Genomic DNA, 15569 nt, shown 5'->3' on the forward strand with positions numbered 1-15569 from the left:
CACCGACCAGGTCCAGGACGAGATGCTCGTCGGCGTCGCCAAGATCACCGCCGCCACCGAGTAACACCCCGCACCACAGCACCACCCACAGCACACGACGGCGCCGCCCCCACCACCGGGGACGGCGCCGTCGCCGTGCGCCGAGGGGACATCCGTCCCACTCCTTTTCGTGAATCATTCATAACTAGGGTAGGGTGGGGGGCATGACCTCGACGACCCTCCCCGTCCAGCCCGCCCCGCTCGCCGGCAACTACGTGAGCACCGTCCGCCCCACCGGGACCGGCTCCTACGTCTCCGCCCCGCGCGACCTCCGCACGATCGGCTCCTACGTCAGCGTCTCCGGTGCCCGCGACGTGACGCTCGGCCGCTACACGCGCAGCGCCCGCCGCCAGCCCAGCGCCGTCACCCGCGTCGTGCGCACCGTCACTGGCAGCATCCGCGTCAGCCGGACCGCCCAGGCCTGACGCGCCTCCTGCCGGTCGGCCGCCCGCCGCCGCCTCGCGACCGCACCTGAACCCGAGGCCCGGCGCCGGCTCGGCAGCCCCGCCCGGGCAGGGTGTCGGACCGACTCGGAGGTGCCCGGCCCGCGCGGCCGGCCGCCCTCAACCCTGCGCGAGCACCAGCGCGTCGGCCTCGCCGGCGGGGTCGGCGAGCAGCGGCTCGAACACGAGCTCGGCCGCTCCGCGGAGCAGGATCGCCGCTCCCAGGCGCGTCCGCGTCACCGCCACCCCGTCGCGCACGACGCGGGTCTGCGCGGCGACGAGCGCCTCCAGCCGCTCCCCCGCCACCTCGTGCAGCGCCCCGAGGAACCCGCCGAGCACGACGAGCTCCGGGTCCGTGGTGAGCACGACGTCGCGCAGGGCCCGGGCGAGGAACCGCAGCTGCCGGTCCACCTCGGCGGCGAGGGGCGGGGCGGGGGCGGCCAGGGCCTCCTGCAGGATGTCCGCGTCGGTCGGGCCGAGCCCGGCCGCGTCGAGCAGCAGCGACTGGGCCACCACCGTCTCGAGGCAGCCCGTGCTGCCGCAGTGACAGGGGCGCTCGTCTCCGTCGACGAACGTGTGGCCCAGCTCGCCGGCGTGGCCGTCGCGCCCGCCGAGCGCCCGCCCGTCGACGACGAGGCCGCCACCGATGCCGCTCGCGCCGCCGTTGACGTAGACCACGTGCCGACGGCCGCGGGCGCTGCCGTGCAGCTGCTCGGCCCGCACGCCCAGGTTCGCGTCGTTCGCGGCCGAGACCCTCAGCCCGGTGGCGGTCGCCAGGCGGGCGGCGAACGGTTCGTCGCGCCAGCCGAGGTGCGGGGCGTTGCGCACCAGCCCGTCGTCGGCGCGGACGATGCCCGGCACCGCCACGCCCAGCCCGGCGACGCGCGTCGTCGACGGCAGGCCGTCGCGGAGCTCAGCGACGATCGTGCCGAGCCGTGCGGACGCCTCGGCCGGGGTCGGCACGGCCTCGAGCCGGTGCCGCACGCGGGCGTGCTCCGTGCCGTCGAGGCCGACGACGGCCACCGTGAGGGCGTCGATCTCGGGGTTCGCGGCGAACGCGACCACGTCGGGCGAGGCGGTCACGGTGGGACTGGGCCGGCCCACCGCACTGGAGGCGACCGGGTCGCCCTCGACCACGAGGCCCAGCCGCACGAGCTCGCCCACGAGCGCGCCCACCGTCGAGCGGTTCAGCCCCGTCGTGCGGGTGAGCGCGGACCGCGCGGTCGTGCCGTCCTCGTGCACGAGCCGGAGCACGCGCGCCAGGTTCGTCCGGCGCACCCGCTCGAGCGCCGACCCGGGCGCCCTCACCGTGTCCGGCACGGGGTCACGGGTCGGGTCGGCGGTCACGGCACCACCCTAGTGAGCGGGATCCGGGCCTCCTGCCGCGCCGCGAGCCGACGGCGCCGGGCAGTCGAGCGGCAGGTCGCCCCACGGCACGGGCAGGCGCCAGGCACCGCCCGCCCGTCAGGCCGTGCGCGCCCGCACGAAGGCGACGGCCGCGAGGTCGTCCTCGACGCCGCCGCCCTCGTGCCCGTTGTACGGCCACACGGTCAGCTCGGCCTCGCCCGCGTACCGGGCGTGCGCGGCGAACACCGTCGCGGGCGGGCAGGTGGCGTCCATGAGCGCGACCGTGATCAGGGCAGGAGCCGCGGCCCGCTCGGCGAAGAGGGTCCCGTCGACGTACGACAGGGTCCGCATCACGGCGTCGGCGTGGTCGCGGTGCTGCGAGAGGTAGTCGACGACCTCGCGGTACGGGTAGGCGTCGGTGACCATGAGCGCGCGCGGGAAGTCGCAGAGGAACGGCACGCGCGCCACGACGGCGGCGAGGTCGTCGCGCAGCCCGGCGACGGCGAGCGCGAGCCCGCCGCCCTGGCTGCCGCCGACGACGGCGAGGCGCTCGGGGTCGACGACGTCGAGCGTGCGGGCGGCGTCGACGGCGAGGACCGCGTCGGTGACGAGCCTCCGGTAGTAGTAGGTCTCGGGGTCGAGCACGCCGCGGGTCATGACGCCCGGCACCTGCGGTCCCGTGCCGTGGGGGTCGGGGGTGTCGCCGACGGACCAGCCGGAGCCCTGCCCCCGCGTGTCGACCACGAGGTGGGCGAACCCGCTCGAGGCCCAGAGCAGGTCGTCGGTCGCGTGCCCCCGACCCCCGCCGTAGCCGATGTACTGCACGACCGTCGGCAGCGGCCCGGTCGCCCCGGCGGGCGTGCGCAGCCAGGCACGGACGGGGTCGCCGCCGAAGCCCGAGAACGTGACGTCGACGACGTCGACGGTCGTCAGCGGCGTGTCGACCGGCGTCAGGACAGGAGGCGCGGCCTGCGAGCGCGACCCGGCCAGCGTGGCCTGCCAGAACGCGTCGAAGTCGTCGGGGGCGACCTGCACGCCGCGGTAGGCGCGCAGCTGGTCGAGGGGCACGTCGGTGAGCACGAGGACACCGTAGCGGGCGGGCCGGCCCGGCGACCGCGTGGCGGGGCGGACCGGGAGACGGGGCGCGACCGGGGCGGGCCTCCTGCCGGGCCCTTGCGCGCCTCCTGCGCACGGCGTATGTTCGGCATGGCAACAATCCCCCTCGATGATGACGGAACAGGATCCCCCATGGCGACGACGCCCACCCGCGACGACAAGTTCTCCTTCGGCCTCTGGACGATCGGGTACAACGGCTCCGACCCCTTCGGCGGCCCCACCCGACCCCCGCTGGACGTGGTCGAGGCCGTCGAGAAGCTCGACGAGCTCGGTGCCTACGGCCTCACCTTCCACGACGACGACCTCTTCGCCTTCGGCTCGACCGACGCCGAGCGCCAGACGCAGATCGACCGCCTCAAGGGCGCGCTCGACGCGACCGGCCTCGTGGTCCCGATGGTGACGACCAACCTCTTCAGCGCGCCCGTCTTCAAGGACGGCGGCTTCACCTCGAACGACCGTGCCGTGCGCCGCTTCGCGCTCCGCAAGGTGCTGCGCAACATCGACCTCGCCGCCGAGCTCGGCGCGAAGACCTTCGTCATGTGGGGCGGTCGCGAGGGTGCCGAGTACGACTCGGCCAAGGACGTCCAGGCGGCCCTGTCGCGCTACAAGGAGGGCGTCGACATGCTCTCGCAGTACGTGCTCGACAAGGGCTACGACCTGCGCTTCGCCATCGAGCCCAAGCCCAACGAGCCCCGCGGCGACATCCTGCTGCCGACGCTCGGCCACGCGATCGCGTTCATCGAGACCCTCGAGCACCCCGAGATGGCGGGCGTGAACCCCGAGGTCGGCCACGAGCAGATGGCGGGCCTGAACTTCACGGCCGGCATCGCGCAGGCGCTGTACCAGGGCAAGCTCTTCCACATCGACCTCAACGGCCAGCGCGGCATCAAGTACGACCAGGACCTCGTCTTCGGCCACGGCGACCTGCAGAACGCGTTCTCGCTCGTCGACCTGCTCGAGCACGGCGGCCCCGCCGGCGGCCCGTCCTACGACGGCCCCCGCCACTTCGACTACAAGCCGAGCCGCACCGAGGACATCACGGGCGTGTGGGACTCCGCCGCCGCCAACATGCGCATGTACCTGCTGCTCAAGGAGCGCGCGCAGGCGTTCCGCGCCGACCCCGAGGTGCAGCAGGCGCTGGAGGCCGCCAAGGTCGCCGAGCTGGCCGCCCCCACGCTCGACGAGGGCGAGACCTACGACCAGCTGCTCGCCGACCGCAGCGCCTACGAGGACTTCGACGCCGACGCGTACCTCGGCGGCAAGGGCTTCGGCTTCGTGCGCCTGCAGCAGCTGGCCGTCGAGCACCTCATGGGCGCGCGCGGCTGATGAGCACGCTCGTCGCCGGCGTCGACTCGTCGACCCAGTCCTGCAAGGTCGTCGTGGTCGACGCGGCGACGGGGAGCGTGGTCCGTGAGGGCCGCGCCCCCCACCCCGACGGCACCGAGGTCGACCCCGCCGCGTGGTGGACCGCCCTCGGTGCGGCGGTCGCCGACGCGGGCGGCCTCGACGACGTCGCGGCCGTCTCGGTCGGCGGTCAGCAGCACGGCATGGTCGTGCTCGACGCCGAGGGGCGCGTCGTGCGCGACGCCCTGCTCTGGAACGACACCCGCAGCGGTCCCGCCGCCGCGGCGCTCACCGCCGAGGTCGGCGCCGAGGAGTTCGCGCGCCGCACGGGCGTCGTCCCCGTCGCGTCGTTCACGGGCCCGAAGCTGCGCTGGCTGCGCGACGCCGAGCCCGCGTCGATGGCCCGGGCCGCGGCCGTGGCGCTGCCGCACGACTGGCTGTCCTGGCGCCTGCGCGGCTACGGCCCCGCCGACGAGTCGCCGCTCGGCCCCGACCTCGACGCGCTCGCCACCGACGCGTCCGACGCGTCGGGCACGGCCTACTTCGCGACGGCGCGGGGCGAGTACGACGCCGAGGCGTTCACGACGGCGACCGGCAGGAGGCTCGTGGTCGCGGGCGAGGCCCGTCCCGCCCCCGAGGCGGGCGGCTCCGGGTCGGACGCGGCCCCCGTGGTCGTGCCGCGCGTCGTCGCGGCGGACCAGCCGATGGGGACCCTCTCCCGGGTCGTGCACCTGCCCGGCGGGGCCGCCGTCCCGGCGGGCGTCGTCGTCGGCCCGGGCGCCGGCGACAACGCGGCCGCGGCCCTGGGCCTCGGCCTGCGTCCCGGCGACGTCGCCGTCTCGCTGGGCACCAGCGGCACCGTGTTCGGGGTCACCGAGGCCGACGTCGTCGACCCGACCGGCACGGTCGCGGGCTTCGCCGACGCCTCGGGCGCCCGCCTGCCGATCGTCACGACCCTCAACGCCGCACGGGTGCTCGACGTGGTCGCCGCCCTGCTCGGCGTGGACCACGACGGCCTCGCCGAGCTGGCGCTCCAGGCGCCCGCCGGCAGTGCAGGAGCAGTCCTCGTGCCGTGGTTCGCCGGCGAGCGGACGCCCGACCTGCCGGACGCCACGGCGACCTTCGAGGGGCTCACGCCCGTCAGCGCCACGCGCCCGCACGTCGCGCGCGCGGCCGTCGAGGGCATGCTCTGCGGGCTCGCGGCGGGGGTCGAGGCCGTCGCGACGGTGAGCGGTCGACCCGCGGCGCGCCTCCTGCTCATCGGCGGGGCGGCCCGGAGCGAGGCCGTGCAGGCCGTGGCCCGCACCGTGTTCGACGCGCCCCTCGAGGTGCCGCCGCCCGCCGAGTACGTCGCGCGCGGTGCCGCCGTGCAGGCCGCGTGGGTGCTCTCGGGCAGCCGACCGGAGTGGACGCTCGCGGACACCGTGCGCCTCGCTCCGGACCCGCGGCCCGAGGTCCGCGCCGCGTACGACGCGGCGGCGGCGCGCGCCGCGAGCCGCGCCTCCGACTGACCCACCCCTCCTCCCCCGGTTCCCTTTCTGGACGACCGGGGGCAGGAGGGGCGTCGTCCCGGCCGATCCGCCACCTCGGCCCGGTACCGTGAGGGGACCCACCCCACGACGGAAGGCGGTCCATGGACCTGCGCTCGACCCTGAAGAGCCTCCCCTGGAAGCGCATCGCGAAGGTCGTCCCGGCCGTCGTCCTCGTCGTCGAGTACCTGGCCCGCATCGTGGCCCTGCTCACGGTGCCGCGCAACCGGCGCCCCACGGCGGCCATGGCCTGGCTGATGACCATCTTCTCGGCGCCGATCCCGGGGACCCTGCTGTTCAGCCTCCTGGGCACCACGCGCCTGCCGAAGAACCGGCGCGACAAGCAGACCGAGATCAACGAGTACATCCTCGACACCACCGAGGGGCTCGACCGCGTCACCGAGACCGGCAGCTGGCCCACATGGCTCGCCAGCGTCGTGGCGCTCAACCGCAAGCTCGGCGCCATGCCGCTCGTCGGCGGCAACGACGCCCAGCTGCTCAGCGACTACTCGGCGTCGATCCGGTCGATGACCGAGGCGGTCCGCTCGGCCGAGAAATGGGTCCACGTCGAGTTCTACATCTTCAGCCGCGACGTCACCACCCGCCCCTTCTTCGACGCCCTCGCCGACGCCCACGCCCGGGGCGTGACGGTGCGCGTGCTCTACGACCACTGGTCGACCATGCGCAGCCCGCGCGGTCGCGCGACGCGGCGCTGGCTGCGCGCGTCCGGCATCGCGTTCCAGCAGATGCTGCCGTTCAGCCCGTTCCGGCGCTCGTGGCGCCGGCCCGACCTGCGCAACCACCGCAAGCTCGTCGTCGTCGACGGCACGGTCGGGTTCATGGGGTCGCAGAACATGGTCGACCCGAGCTACAACAAGCGCGGCAACGTCGCGCGCGGCCTCCGGTGGAAGGACCTCATGGTCCGCCTCGAGGGGCCGATCGTCGCCGGGGTCAACGCGCTCTTCGTCACCGACTGGTACAGCGAGACCGACGAGCTGCTGCAGCGCGAGGCCGAGGGCATCCGCGAGGCACCCGCCGAGGAGGGGCTCGACTGCCAGCTCGTGCCGAGCGGACCGGGCTTCGAGGGCGAGAACAACCTGCGACTGTTCAACGCGCTGCTCTACTACGCGCAGGAGCGCCTCGTCATCGTCAGCCCGTACTTCGTGCCCGACGACTCCATGCTCTACGCCATCACGACGGCCGCCGAGCGCGGCGTGCAGGTCGAGCTGTTCGCCTGCGAGGTCGCCGACCAGGCCGTCGTCTACCACGCGCAGCGCTCCTACTACGAGACGCTGCTGCGGGCCGGGGTCCGCATCTGGCTCTACGAGAAGCCCGTCGTGCTGCACGCGAAGCACTTCACGATCGACGACGACGTCGCGGTCGTCGGGTCCAGCAACATGGACATGCGCTCCTTCAGCCTCAACTTCGAGGCCTCGCTGCTCGTGCGCGGGCGGCGGTTCGTGCGCCAGCTGCGCGAGGTCGAGGACGAGTACCGCCGCCAGTCGCGCGAGCTCAGCCTCGACGACTGGCTCGAGCGCCCCGTCCGGTCGCAGGTGCTCGACAACCTCGCGCGGCTCACCGCGGCCGTGCAGTGAGCGGCGACTGAGGGCGACCCGCTCGCCGCGGTCGACGGCCGCCGCGAGCGGGTGACCGTCGGGCGAGCGCCCGGTGCGGGCCGCCCTGCCGCCACCCGCCGGGCGTAGCCTCGACCCGACCACCCGACGATCCACCGAGGACGACATGGCACTGACCAACCTTCCCTACGACGACGACGCCATCGTCGCCGCGGTCCGCGACGTCGCCGTGCGGCGCCAGGAGGTGCGCGACGTCCGCGTCGACTTCTCCTCCACCGACATCGACGACTCGGCCGAGGCCACCGTCACCGCGACGTTCACGTGGACCGTGTCCGCTGCCGATGCCGCGCGCATCCTCGCGGACGCCGCCCCCGTGGGCACGACCGGCACGACCGACTGACCAGGAGGCACACCGTGGGCTACTTCATCTACGACGGCGGCACCGCCGAGGTGCAGATGGAGGACCGCGTGCTCGCGCACCTCCAGATCGTGATCATCTCCAAGCTGCGCCGACAAGAGAGCTTCGCGTTCTCCTGGAAGGACCCGGCCTCGTCCGGCGACGGCCGCAGCACCGTCTGGCTGCACCCCACCGTGAGCCTCCGGTTCAAGTTCTCGGGCAGCCGCCCGCCGTCGATCAACACCAGCTGGGTCGCGGCCCTCACGACCAGCGCCAACAGCGGCTCCGGGCTGCACGTGCTGCCCGAACCGACCGACGGCGAGCCGGCCGACCACCCCGGGCGCGCCCACGCCTCCGCTCCCGGGGCCAGCGACCCCGGCAGCCTCGACCTCCCGGGCGGCGGGGGCCACCGCCGCTGAGGCCCGGCTGCCTCGCCTCGAACCAGTCTCCTGCTCGGGAACCAGTCCGTTGCCTGGTTCTCGAGCAGGAAAGTGGTTCGGCACCACGGGCCGTGCTGCTGCCGGCCCTCAGCCGCACCCCACCGTGGAGTGCGCTCGTGCACCGCGACGTAGCGTCGGGGCACGCCTGCCGCTGCCTGCCCGGTGACCCTGCCCGCGCCTCCTGACCTGCTGCCCGTCGTCCCCGTGGGGCAGCGCTGCGCACCGAGACCTCGCTGCGGGCGGCGCTGCGGCGCACGCCGTCACGCATGCACGAAGGGGACCTCCGTCCGCTCGCTCAGCAGGTCGTCGTGGTCACCGGCGCCTCGAGCGGCATCGGGCTCGCGACCGTGCGCCGGGCCGCCGCCGCCGGTGCCGCGGTGGTCCTCGTCGCCCGCGACGCCGAGGCGCTCCAGGCCGACGTGCGCGCCGTGCCTCGCACCAGGTTCCTGACCGCGAACCAGTCCGATGCACGGTTCGCCGACAGGAGGCTGGTTCGACACCGCGAAGTCCGCTCGGCACCCGCACCGTCCGCGGTGCCGGGCGGACCCCGCGGTGCCGACGCGCAGGGCGGGCGTGGACCGCACGACCGGCGCCGCCGCCCGGTACCGTCGTACCCGTCCGCGCCCGCGGCCCGCCACGACGACGTCTCGAGCCCATGACCGCCTCCCCCGCCCCTGCCCCACCGGCCGACGCCCGTCGCGCACGTCTGGGCGTCGCGTTGCTGTTCCTCACGAACGGCGCCCTCTTCGCGAACCTCCTGCCGCGCTACCCGGGCCTCAAGGCCGACCTCGACCTGTCGAACACGGCCTACGGCCTGGCCGTCGTCGCCGTCCCGGTCGGCGCCATCGCGGCTGGACTTGCCGCGGGCGTCCTCGTGCGGCGCCTCCGGTCGTCGCGCGTCGCCCTCGGCGGCACCCTCGTCACGGCCGTCGCGGTGCTGGGCGCGGCCGTCTCGCCGTCGTGGGCCTGGCTCGCGGCGGCCCTGTTCGTCGCCGGCGCCATGGACGCCATCACCGACGTCGCCCAGAACAGCCACGGCCTCCGGGTGCAGCACCGCTTCGGCCGGTCGATCATCAACTCGTTCCACGCCGTCTGGAGCATCGGCGCCGTCCTCGGCGGGCTCATGGGCGGGCTCGCGGCGACCCTCGACGTGCCGCGCGGTGCGCACCTCGCGGTGTCGGGCCTCCTGTTCGCCGTGGTCGCCGTGGTCGCCTACCGTCTGCTGCTCCCCGGGCCCGAGCCGCAGCACCGGGGGTCCGACGCGGGCGCCGAGCCCGCGGACGCCGATGCCGACGCCGATGCCGGTGCGGCTGGGTCCGATGCCGTCGCGGCCGCGGGCGGCTCGGCGGCCGGCGCCCCGATCGATCCCGGACCGGCCGACGCGGCCCGGGCCTCCGGCACGCCCGGCCGCCTCGTCGTGCTCGGCCTGCTCGCCGCGTTCGTCGTCATCGGCGCGTCCGGCACCCTCGTCGAGGACGCCGGCCAGTCGTGGGCCGCGCTCTACCTTACCGGCTCGTTCGGGACGACGGCCGGCATCGCCGCGCTCGGCTTCGTCGCCCTGCAGGGCGCCCAGTTCGTCGGCAGGATGCTCGGCGACCGCCTCGTCGACCGCTTCGGCCAGCGCGCGGTCGCCCGCACCGGCGGCGCGCTCGTGCTCGTGGGCTTCGGGCTGGCACTGGCGTTCCCGTCGGTCCCGGGCACGATCGCCGGCTTCGCCGCGGCCGGGCTCGGCGTGGCCACGCTCGTGCCGGCCGCCATGCAGGGGGCCGACGAGCTGCCGGGGCTGCGGCACGGCACCGGGCTCGCCGTCGTCAGCTGGCTGATGCGCATCGGGTTCCTGCTGCCGCCCGTGGTCGGGGCCGTCGCCGACGCCTCGAGCCTGCGGGTCGGGCTGATCGTCGTGCCGATCTCGGGACTGCTCGTCGTCGTGCTCTCCCAAGCGCTGTCGGGCAGGAGGCGCCGCCCGGCGCCCTGACACTCGAGCGCGGCCGCCCGGCAGTCCCGCGGCGGTTCCGGTCCCGATCCCCGGGCCCTGTCCGGCCCCGGGCCCTGTCCGGCCCCGGGCCCTGTCCGGCCCCGGGCCCTGTCCGGCCCCGGGCCCAGCCCGGCCGGGCCCAGCCCGACCCGGCCCGGCCCGGCCCGGCCCGGAACGGTGTCCACGACACGCGGGCGTCCGGCCCGCGCACCCGCGTTCCGGGGACGCCGTCCTGCGGAGGGTGTCCCCGGAACGTCGCCGGGCTCCTCTCGCCACCGCGTGTCGTGGACGCCCTCGGCTGGCCTCGGGGGCGGGCGACGGTCAGTCGGAGGCCGGGGGCACGCCGGTCGCCGTCGGCGCGGTGGGCACCAGCCGGGGCAGCACCCGCACGAGCACGACCATCGCGACGAGCTCGACGAGGGTCTGCGTGACGACGACGAGCGGCGCCAGCGCCAGCTCCGCGGGCAGGGCCAGGGCGAGCGGCAGCACGACGAGCGAGTTGCGGGTCGCTCCCCCGAAGACCAGGGCGCGGGCCGACGGCACCCCGAGCCCGGCGACCCGGGCGGCGGCGATCCCGAGCGGCACCATCACGACGACGAACGCCACGAACACGGGCACCACCCTCACGAGCACGGACAGCTGCTCGCCGACCGCCCGCACCTGTGACGCCACCACGACCGCGAGGGTGGCGACCAGGAGCGGGACCACGGCGCCCTGCACGACCGCGTCGAGCCTCTTGACGGCCGCCGACCGGCGCGCGAGGGCCTGGACGACGCCGGCCGCTCCGAGCGGCAGCAGCACGAAGGCGACGAGCGCCGCGACGAACGGCCCGGGATCGACCAGGCCCGCGGCGTCGTCGCCTAGGAAGAGCACCAGGTACACGGGCAGCAGGAGGACCTGGCCCAGCAGGAGCAGGGGCGCAGCGGCCAGGAGGCGGTCGGCGGCTCCCCCGGCGAGGCCCGCGAACACGACGACGTAGTCGACGCAGGGCGCGAGCAGCACGAGCAGCACGCCGACGAGCAGGGCGGCGTCGTCCGCGACGATCCGGGACAGGCCCAGCACGACGAGGGGCACGACCACGACGTCCAGGACGCCCAGCACGACGAGGAACCTCCGGTCGCGCAGCGCCGCCCCGAGCGCCCCCAGTGGCACGCCCGAGAAGGTCGCGAACAGCAGCAGCACGAGCACGGGCGCCACCGCCTGCTCGAGCACCCCGCTGCCCGGGACGGCGAGGCCGCCCGCGAGGCCGACCGCGATCGCGGCCAGGCAGAGGGCCACCTGGTGGCGCTCGCCCCAGCCCACCGCCCCGCGCACCGACACGCGCCCCACCCTAGGTGCGCCGGGACGGCGGAGGGCCCGTCGCCCCCGCAGGGGCCCTGGCCCTGGGTGTCCACGACACGCGGTCCACCCGCTCTCGCGCCCGCCGGTCGTGGACACCCTCGCCGCGAGGGTGTCCGCGTGTCGTGGACACCCTCCGGGAGCGGCGGGAGGCCAGAGGCCGGCCACCGCGGCCGCCGGCGAGCTGCCGTCCCGCGGACCCTCAGCGCCGCTGCATCCGCGGCACGACGACCTCGTCGAAGATGATGACCCCGGCGGTCGCGACGGGGATCGCGACCAGCGCGCCGAGGACCCCGCCGAGGGCCGCGCCGCCGAACGCGGCGACGATGACGAGCGCACCGGGCACCGCCACGGCCTTCGACATGACGCGCGGCGTGAGCACGTAGGCCTCGACCTGGGCGTAGACGAGCAGCACGATGCCGACGACGAGCGCGGTGACCGGCCCGACGGTGAGCGTGCCGACGACGATGATCGCGTAGGCGACGACCGTGCCCACGACGGGGATCAGCGCACCGAGGAACGCCAGCGTGGCGAACAGCACGGGCAGCGGCCCGCCCGCGATGGTGAGCACGACGAACACGAAGACCCCGTTGAGGGCGGCGAGCGCGATCTGCCCGGCGACGTAGCGCCCGACCGAGAGGAAGATCTCGTCGGCGACGGCGACCACCCCGTCGCGGTGGCTGCGCGGCACGGCTCGGCTCAGCGACCGGATCATCTGCGGCAGCGTCACCGCGAAGTAGAGCGTGAGGATCGCCACGACGATGACGGCCGTGACGGCGGAGACGAGGCCCTGGCCGACCGCGAGGATCCCGCCGCCGAGGGTGAGCAGCCGGTCGGGGTCGAGCAGGTACCCGCTGACCGTGCCGACGAGCGCGTCGAGGTCGAGGTCGAACCCGAGGGCCCGGACGGTGTCGCGGACCCAGTCCTGACGGGACAGGTCCGTGAGGAACGCCGGCGCCTCCTGCACGAGGTAGCCGATCTGCTCGGCCAGGCGCGGCACGACCGCCCAGAGCAGTGCGGCGACGGCGACGACGGTGAGCACGACCGTGACGAGGACCCCGACCCAGCGCGGGGCGCCGAGCCGGGCGATCCGTCGCACGACCGGTTCGAAGGCCAGCGCGAGGAAGAACGCGAGCCCCACGTAGACGAGCACCTGCGAGAGGGTGACGACCGCCGCGATGATCCCCACGCCCAGTCCTGCGCCGAGGGTGGCGACGAGGCCGAGGCGGAAGGCCCGCGGCGGGGCGGTGCGCGGTCCCGGGGTCGTGCCCGAGCCTCCTGCGACCGGGGCAGGGTCGGGGGCGGCGCGGCGACGACCGGCGGCAGGGCCCCGGGCCAGGTCGAGCACGGCGCGGGCGCGGTGGTGGACGGTCATCCGACCATCCTGCACCGACGGGACGAGGGGCACGGACCACAGCAGCGCCTCCTGCGCTCCCCCGCCCCCGCCCCCCGCTGCCAGACTCGACGCATGCGCACCGTCACGAAGGACACCACCCTCTGCGTCTCGCTCGCCGCGCGGCCGAGCAACATCGGCACGAGGTTCCACAACTTCCTCTACGAGGCCCTCGACCTCGACTACGTCTACAAGGCGTTCGCGCCGGCCGACCTCGCCGGTGCCGTCGCGGGGGTGCGCGGCCTGCCGATCCGGGGCGCGGCGGTGTCGATGCCGTACAAGGAGGCGGTGATCCCGATGCTCGACGAGCTCGACCCGTCGGCCGCGGTGCTGCAGAGCGTCAACACGATCGTCAACACCGACGGGCACCTCGTCGGGCACAACACCGACTACACGGCGGTCGCATCGCTGTTGCGCTCGCACGCCGTGCCGGTGACGCCCGTGCTGCTGCGCGGCAGCGGCGGCATGGCGAAGGCGGTGGGTGCGGCCCTGCGCGACGCGGGCTTCACCGACGGCACGCTCGTGGCCCGCAACGAGGCCACCGGACGCGCCCTCGCCGACGAGCTCGGCTGGTCGTGGGCGCCCGACGTCGAGGGGCGCACGGCGCCGCTGGTCGTCAACGTGACCCCGCTCGGCATGGCCGGCGGCCCGGAGGCCGGCACCCAGGCGTTCGACGACGCCACGGTCGCCGCGGCGTCGGTCGTCTTCGACGTCGTGGCGCTGCCGGCCGAGACGCCGCTCGTCCGGGCCGCGCGCGCCTCCGGCACCCCCGTCGTCACGGGCGCCGAGGTCATCGCCCTGCAGGCCGAGGAGCAGTTCGTGCTCTACACCGGCGTCCGCCCCGACCCCGCCCTCGTGCGCGAGGCGTCGGAGTGGTCGCGGCGCGCGTGAGCGGGCGGACGCCGGTGTCGCAGTCGTGACCGACGTGCAGGTCGTCGCGGCGTTCTTCGTGCCGGCCGCGACGATCACGGGCGTCTGCTTCGTCGTGTTCCACCAGCACATCTCCGACATGGCCCGCCAGGTGCGTCGGGAGCACGGGCGGCACGTGGGCCCGACGACCCAGTCGCCCGGGCTGATGATCGTGGCTGGCCTCGGGCTCCTCGTCGGTGCGGGCGCGTTCGCGCTGGGGGCCTTCACCGACGTGTTCTCCGCCGCCGGCTGATCACCCCGGTCGGCTCTCGCCGCACCACGGTGGACTTCTCGCACGGAGGTGGAGACGTTCGCACCGCGGTGCGAGAAGGGCACCGCGATGCCGGAGCGGCGGACCGGCACGCGGGCACGGGCGCAGGAGGCGCGGCCCGCGTCAGGCGCGCACGTCGCGCCCGCGCCGGCGCAGCACCGCCGCCCGCAGCAGCACCCCGACCACGAGCACGGCCGCGCCGCCCGCGAGCGACGGCCACGGCAGCGTCGCGACGAGCAGCACGCAGCCGGCGAGCCCGACGATGGCGACGGCCCTCGGCTGACGGCGGTGCGGCGGCCGCTGCGTGAGGGCCGCGGCGTTCGCGACCGCGTAGTAGACGAGCACCCCGGCCGACGAGAACCCGATCACCTCGCGCAGGTCGCCGACCAGCACGAGCAGGCAGACCGCGACGCCGATCACGAGCACCGCCCGGTGCGGCACGCCGACGCGCGGGTGCACGGCCGCCAGCGGGCGCGGCAGGTCGCCCTCCCGGGCCATGGCGAGGGCGGTGCGGCCGATCCCGGCGACGAGGGCGAGCAGGGCCCCGAGGGCGGCGAGCGCGGCGCCGACCGCGACGACGGGCACGGCCCACGGGGCGCCGGACGCGGTGACCACGTCGGCGAGGGGCGCGGCGGAGCCGGCCAGCGCCTCCTGCCCGAGCACGCCGAGCGCGGTGACGGCGACGACCGCGTAGAGCACGAGCACCCCGGCGAGCGCCCCGAGCACGGCGCGCGGGATCGTCCGGGCGGGGTCGCGGACCTCCTCGCCGAGGGTCGCGACGCGCGCGTAGCCCGCGAAGGCGAAGAAGAGCAGTCCCGCGGCCTGCAGCACGCCGAAGGCGCCGGAGGCTCCGGTCGCGTCCGTCACGGCGACCCGGCCGGGCTGCCACGCGCCCCCGGCGAGGCCGAGCAGCACGACGCCCGCGAGCACGACGAGCACCAGCACCACGATCACCCGGGCCACCGCCGCGGTGCGCGTGACCCCGCAGAGGTCGACCGCGACGACGGCCACGACGGCGAGGAGCGCGATCGGCCGCTGCCACGCCTCGGGCACCGCGTAGGCGGCGACCGTGAGCGCCATCGCGGCGCAGCTGGCGGTCTTGCCCACCACGAAGCCCCAGCCGGCGACGAAGCCCCACCACGGTCCGAGCCGCTCGCGGCCGTAGACGTAGGTGCCGCCCGAGGTCGGGTACTGCGCGGCCAGCTGCGCCGACGACGACGCGTTGCACCAGGCCACGACGGCCGCCAGCGCGAGACCGAGCAGCAGGGCGCCGCCCGCGGCCCCGGCGGCGGGGGCGAGCACCGCGAAGACGCCCGCGCCGATCATCGAGCTGAGGCCCACGACGACGGCGTCGCCGAGCCCGAGGCGACGGTGCAGGGCGGGCGGGGTCGGGCCGGAGGCGGTGGTCACGCCCCCGAGGATGCCCCGACCGGGTGGACGGCAGGTGACGGGGG

15 protein-coding genes are annotated in these 15569 nt (G+C 75.6%); 10 read left to right on the forward strand and 5 right to left on the reverse strand.

Features of this window, described 5'->3' with window-relative positions; genetic code table 11:
* The first annotated feature begins 203 nt into the window (after positions 1-203).
* Positions 204-464 (forward strand): hypothetical protein, encoded by a 261-nt coding sequence (locus ACYVHQ_RS13530; RefSeq protein WP_460513912.1) that lies wholly within the window; start codon positions 204-206, stop codon positions 462-464.
* Between the two features lie 138 nt (positions 465-602).
* On the opposite strand, the gene ACYVHQ_RS13535 is transcribed toward ACYVHQ_RS13530, so the two are convergent.
* Positions 603-1829: an ROK family protein gene (locus tag ACYVHQ_RS13535; RefSeq protein WP_460513914.1), complete on the reverse strand. Its 1227-nt coding sequence runs from the start codon at positions 1827-1829 to the stop codon at positions 603-605.
* A gap of 117 nt (positions 1830-1946) precedes the next feature.
* Positions 1947-2909 (reverse strand): acetylxylan esterase, encoded by a 963-nt coding sequence (locus tag ACYVHQ_RS13540; RefSeq protein ID WP_460513916.1) that lies wholly within the window; start codon positions 2907-2909, stop codon positions 1947-1949.
* Positions 2910-3077: 168 nt separating this feature from the next.
* Here ACYVHQ_RS13540 and xylA point away from each other — a divergent pair, with 168 nt between their 5' ends.
* From xylA to ACYVHQ_RS13575, 7 genes are all read left to right on the forward strand, one after another.
* On the forward strand, positions 3078-4271 hold the full coding sequence (gene xylA / locus ACYVHQ_RS13545) for a xylose isomerase (RefSeq protein ID WP_460513918.1): 1194 nt from the start codon (positions 3078-3080) through the stop codon (positions 4269-4271).
* On the forward strand, positions 4271-5800 hold the full coding sequence (locus tag ACYVHQ_RS13550) for a xylulokinase (RefSeq protein ID WP_460513920.1): 1530 nt from the start codon (positions 4271-4273) through the stop codon (positions 5798-5800). Before xylA ends, ACYVHQ_RS13550 begins: the two co-directional genes overlap by 1 nt.
* Positions 5801-5922: 122 nt before the next feature.
* Positions 5923-7413, forward strand: coding sequence for a cardiolipin synthase (cls, locus tag ACYVHQ_RS13555; RefSeq protein WP_460513922.1), 1491 nt, complete (start codon positions 5923-5925; stop codon positions 7411-7413).
* A gap of 145 nt (positions 7414-7558) precedes the next feature.
* Positions 7559-7792, forward strand: a complete 234-nt coding sequence (locus tag ACYVHQ_RS13560; protein ID WP_460513924.1) for a hypothetical protein — start codon at positions 7559-7561, stop codon at positions 7790-7792.
* A gap of 14 nt (positions 7793-7806) precedes the next feature.
* Positions 7807-8208, forward strand: a complete 402-nt coding sequence (locus tag ACYVHQ_RS13565; protein WP_460513926.1) for a DUF7882 family protein — start codon at positions 7807-7809, stop codon at positions 8206-8208.
* A gap of 287 nt (positions 8209-8495) precedes the next feature.
* Positions 8496-8888: an SDR family NAD(P)-dependent oxidoreductase gene (locus ACYVHQ_RS13570; RefSeq protein WP_460513928.1), complete on the forward strand. Its 393-nt coding sequence runs from the start codon at positions 8496-8498 to the stop codon at positions 8886-8888.
* Positions 8885-10204 (forward strand): MFS transporter, encoded by a 1320-nt coding sequence (locus ACYVHQ_RS13575; RefSeq protein ID WP_460513930.1) that lies wholly within the window; start codon positions 8885-8887, stop codon positions 10202-10204. The genes ACYVHQ_RS13570 and ACYVHQ_RS13575 overlap by 4 nt, the downstream gene beginning before the upstream one ends.
* Before the next feature lie 321 nt (positions 10205-10525).
* On the opposite strand, the gene ACYVHQ_RS13580 is transcribed toward ACYVHQ_RS13575, so the two are convergent.
* Entirely contained in the window at positions 10526-11524 is a 999-nt protein-coding gene (locus ACYVHQ_RS13580; RefSeq protein WP_460513932.1) for an arsenic resistance protein, read from the reverse strand.
* Positions 11525-11744: 220 nt separating this feature from the next.
* On the reverse strand, positions 11745-12917 hold the full coding sequence (locus ACYVHQ_RS13585; protein WP_460513934.1) for an AI-2E family transporter: 1173 nt from the start codon (positions 12915-12917) through the stop codon (positions 11745-11747).
* A 93-nt stretch (positions 12918-13010) separates the two neighbouring features.
* Here ACYVHQ_RS13585 and ACYVHQ_RS13590 point away from each other — a divergent pair, with 93 nt between their 5' ends.
* Positions 13011-13826, forward strand: coding sequence for a shikimate 5-dehydrogenase (locus ACYVHQ_RS13590; protein ID WP_460513936.1), 816 nt, complete (start codon positions 13011-13013; stop codon positions 13824-13826).
* Between the two features lie 25 nt (positions 13827-13851).
* Entirely contained in the window at positions 13852-14097 is a 246-nt protein-coding gene (locus ACYVHQ_RS13595; protein ID WP_460513938.1) for a hypothetical protein, read from the forward strand.
* A gap of 141 nt (positions 14098-14238) precedes the next feature.
* Here ACYVHQ_RS13595 and ACYVHQ_RS13600 read toward each other — a convergent pair whose 3' ends face one another.
* Positions 14239-15525, reverse strand: coding sequence for an APC family permease (locus ACYVHQ_RS13600; protein ID WP_460513940.1), 1287 nt, complete (start codon positions 15523-15525; stop codon positions 14239-14241).
* Positions 15526-15569 lie beyond the last annotated feature (44 nt).

This window comes from Frigoribacterium salinisoli, from assembly GCF_054781095.1.

What these genes read in the sequence shown, in the direction of transcription:
- ACYVHQ_RS13530 (WP_460513912.1), top strand. Translation starts at nt 204, where the DNA reads ATGACCTCGACGACCCTCCCCGTCCAGCCCGCCCCGCTCGCCGGCAAC.
- xylA (WP_460513918.1), top strand. Translation starts at nt 3,078, where the DNA reads ATGGCGACGACGCCCACCCGCGACGACAAGTTCTCCTTCGGCCTCTGG.
- ACYVHQ_RS13550 (WP_460513920.1), top strand. Translation starts at nt 4,271, where the DNA reads ATGAGCACGCTCGTCGCCGGCGTCGACTCGTCGACCCAGTCCTGCAAG.
- cls (WP_460513922.1), top strand. Translation starts at nt 5,923, where the DNA reads ATGGACCTGCGCTCGACCCTGAAGAGCCTCCCCTGGAAGCGCATCGCG.
- ACYVHQ_RS13560 (WP_460513924.1), top strand. Translation starts at nt 7,559, where the DNA reads ATGGCACTGACCAACCTTCCCTACGACGACGACGCCATCGTCGCCGCG.
- ACYVHQ_RS13570 (WP_460513928.1), top strand. Translation starts at nt 8,496, where the DNA reads ATGCACGAAGGGGACCTCCGTCCGCTCGCTCAGCAGGTCGTCGTGGTC.
- ACYVHQ_RS13575 (WP_460513930.1), top strand. Translation starts at nt 8,885, where the DNA reads ATGACCGCCTCCCCCGCCCCTGCCCCACCGGCCGACGCCCGTCGCGCA.
- ACYVHQ_RS13585 (WP_460513934.1), bottom strand. Translation starts at nt 12,917, where the DNA reads ATGACCGTCCACCACCGCGCCCGCGCCGTGCTCGACCTGGCCCGGGGC.
- ACYVHQ_RS13590 (WP_460513936.1), top strand. Translation starts at nt 13,011, where the DNA reads ATGCGCACCGTCACGAAGGACACCACCCTCTGCGTCTCGCTCGCCGCG.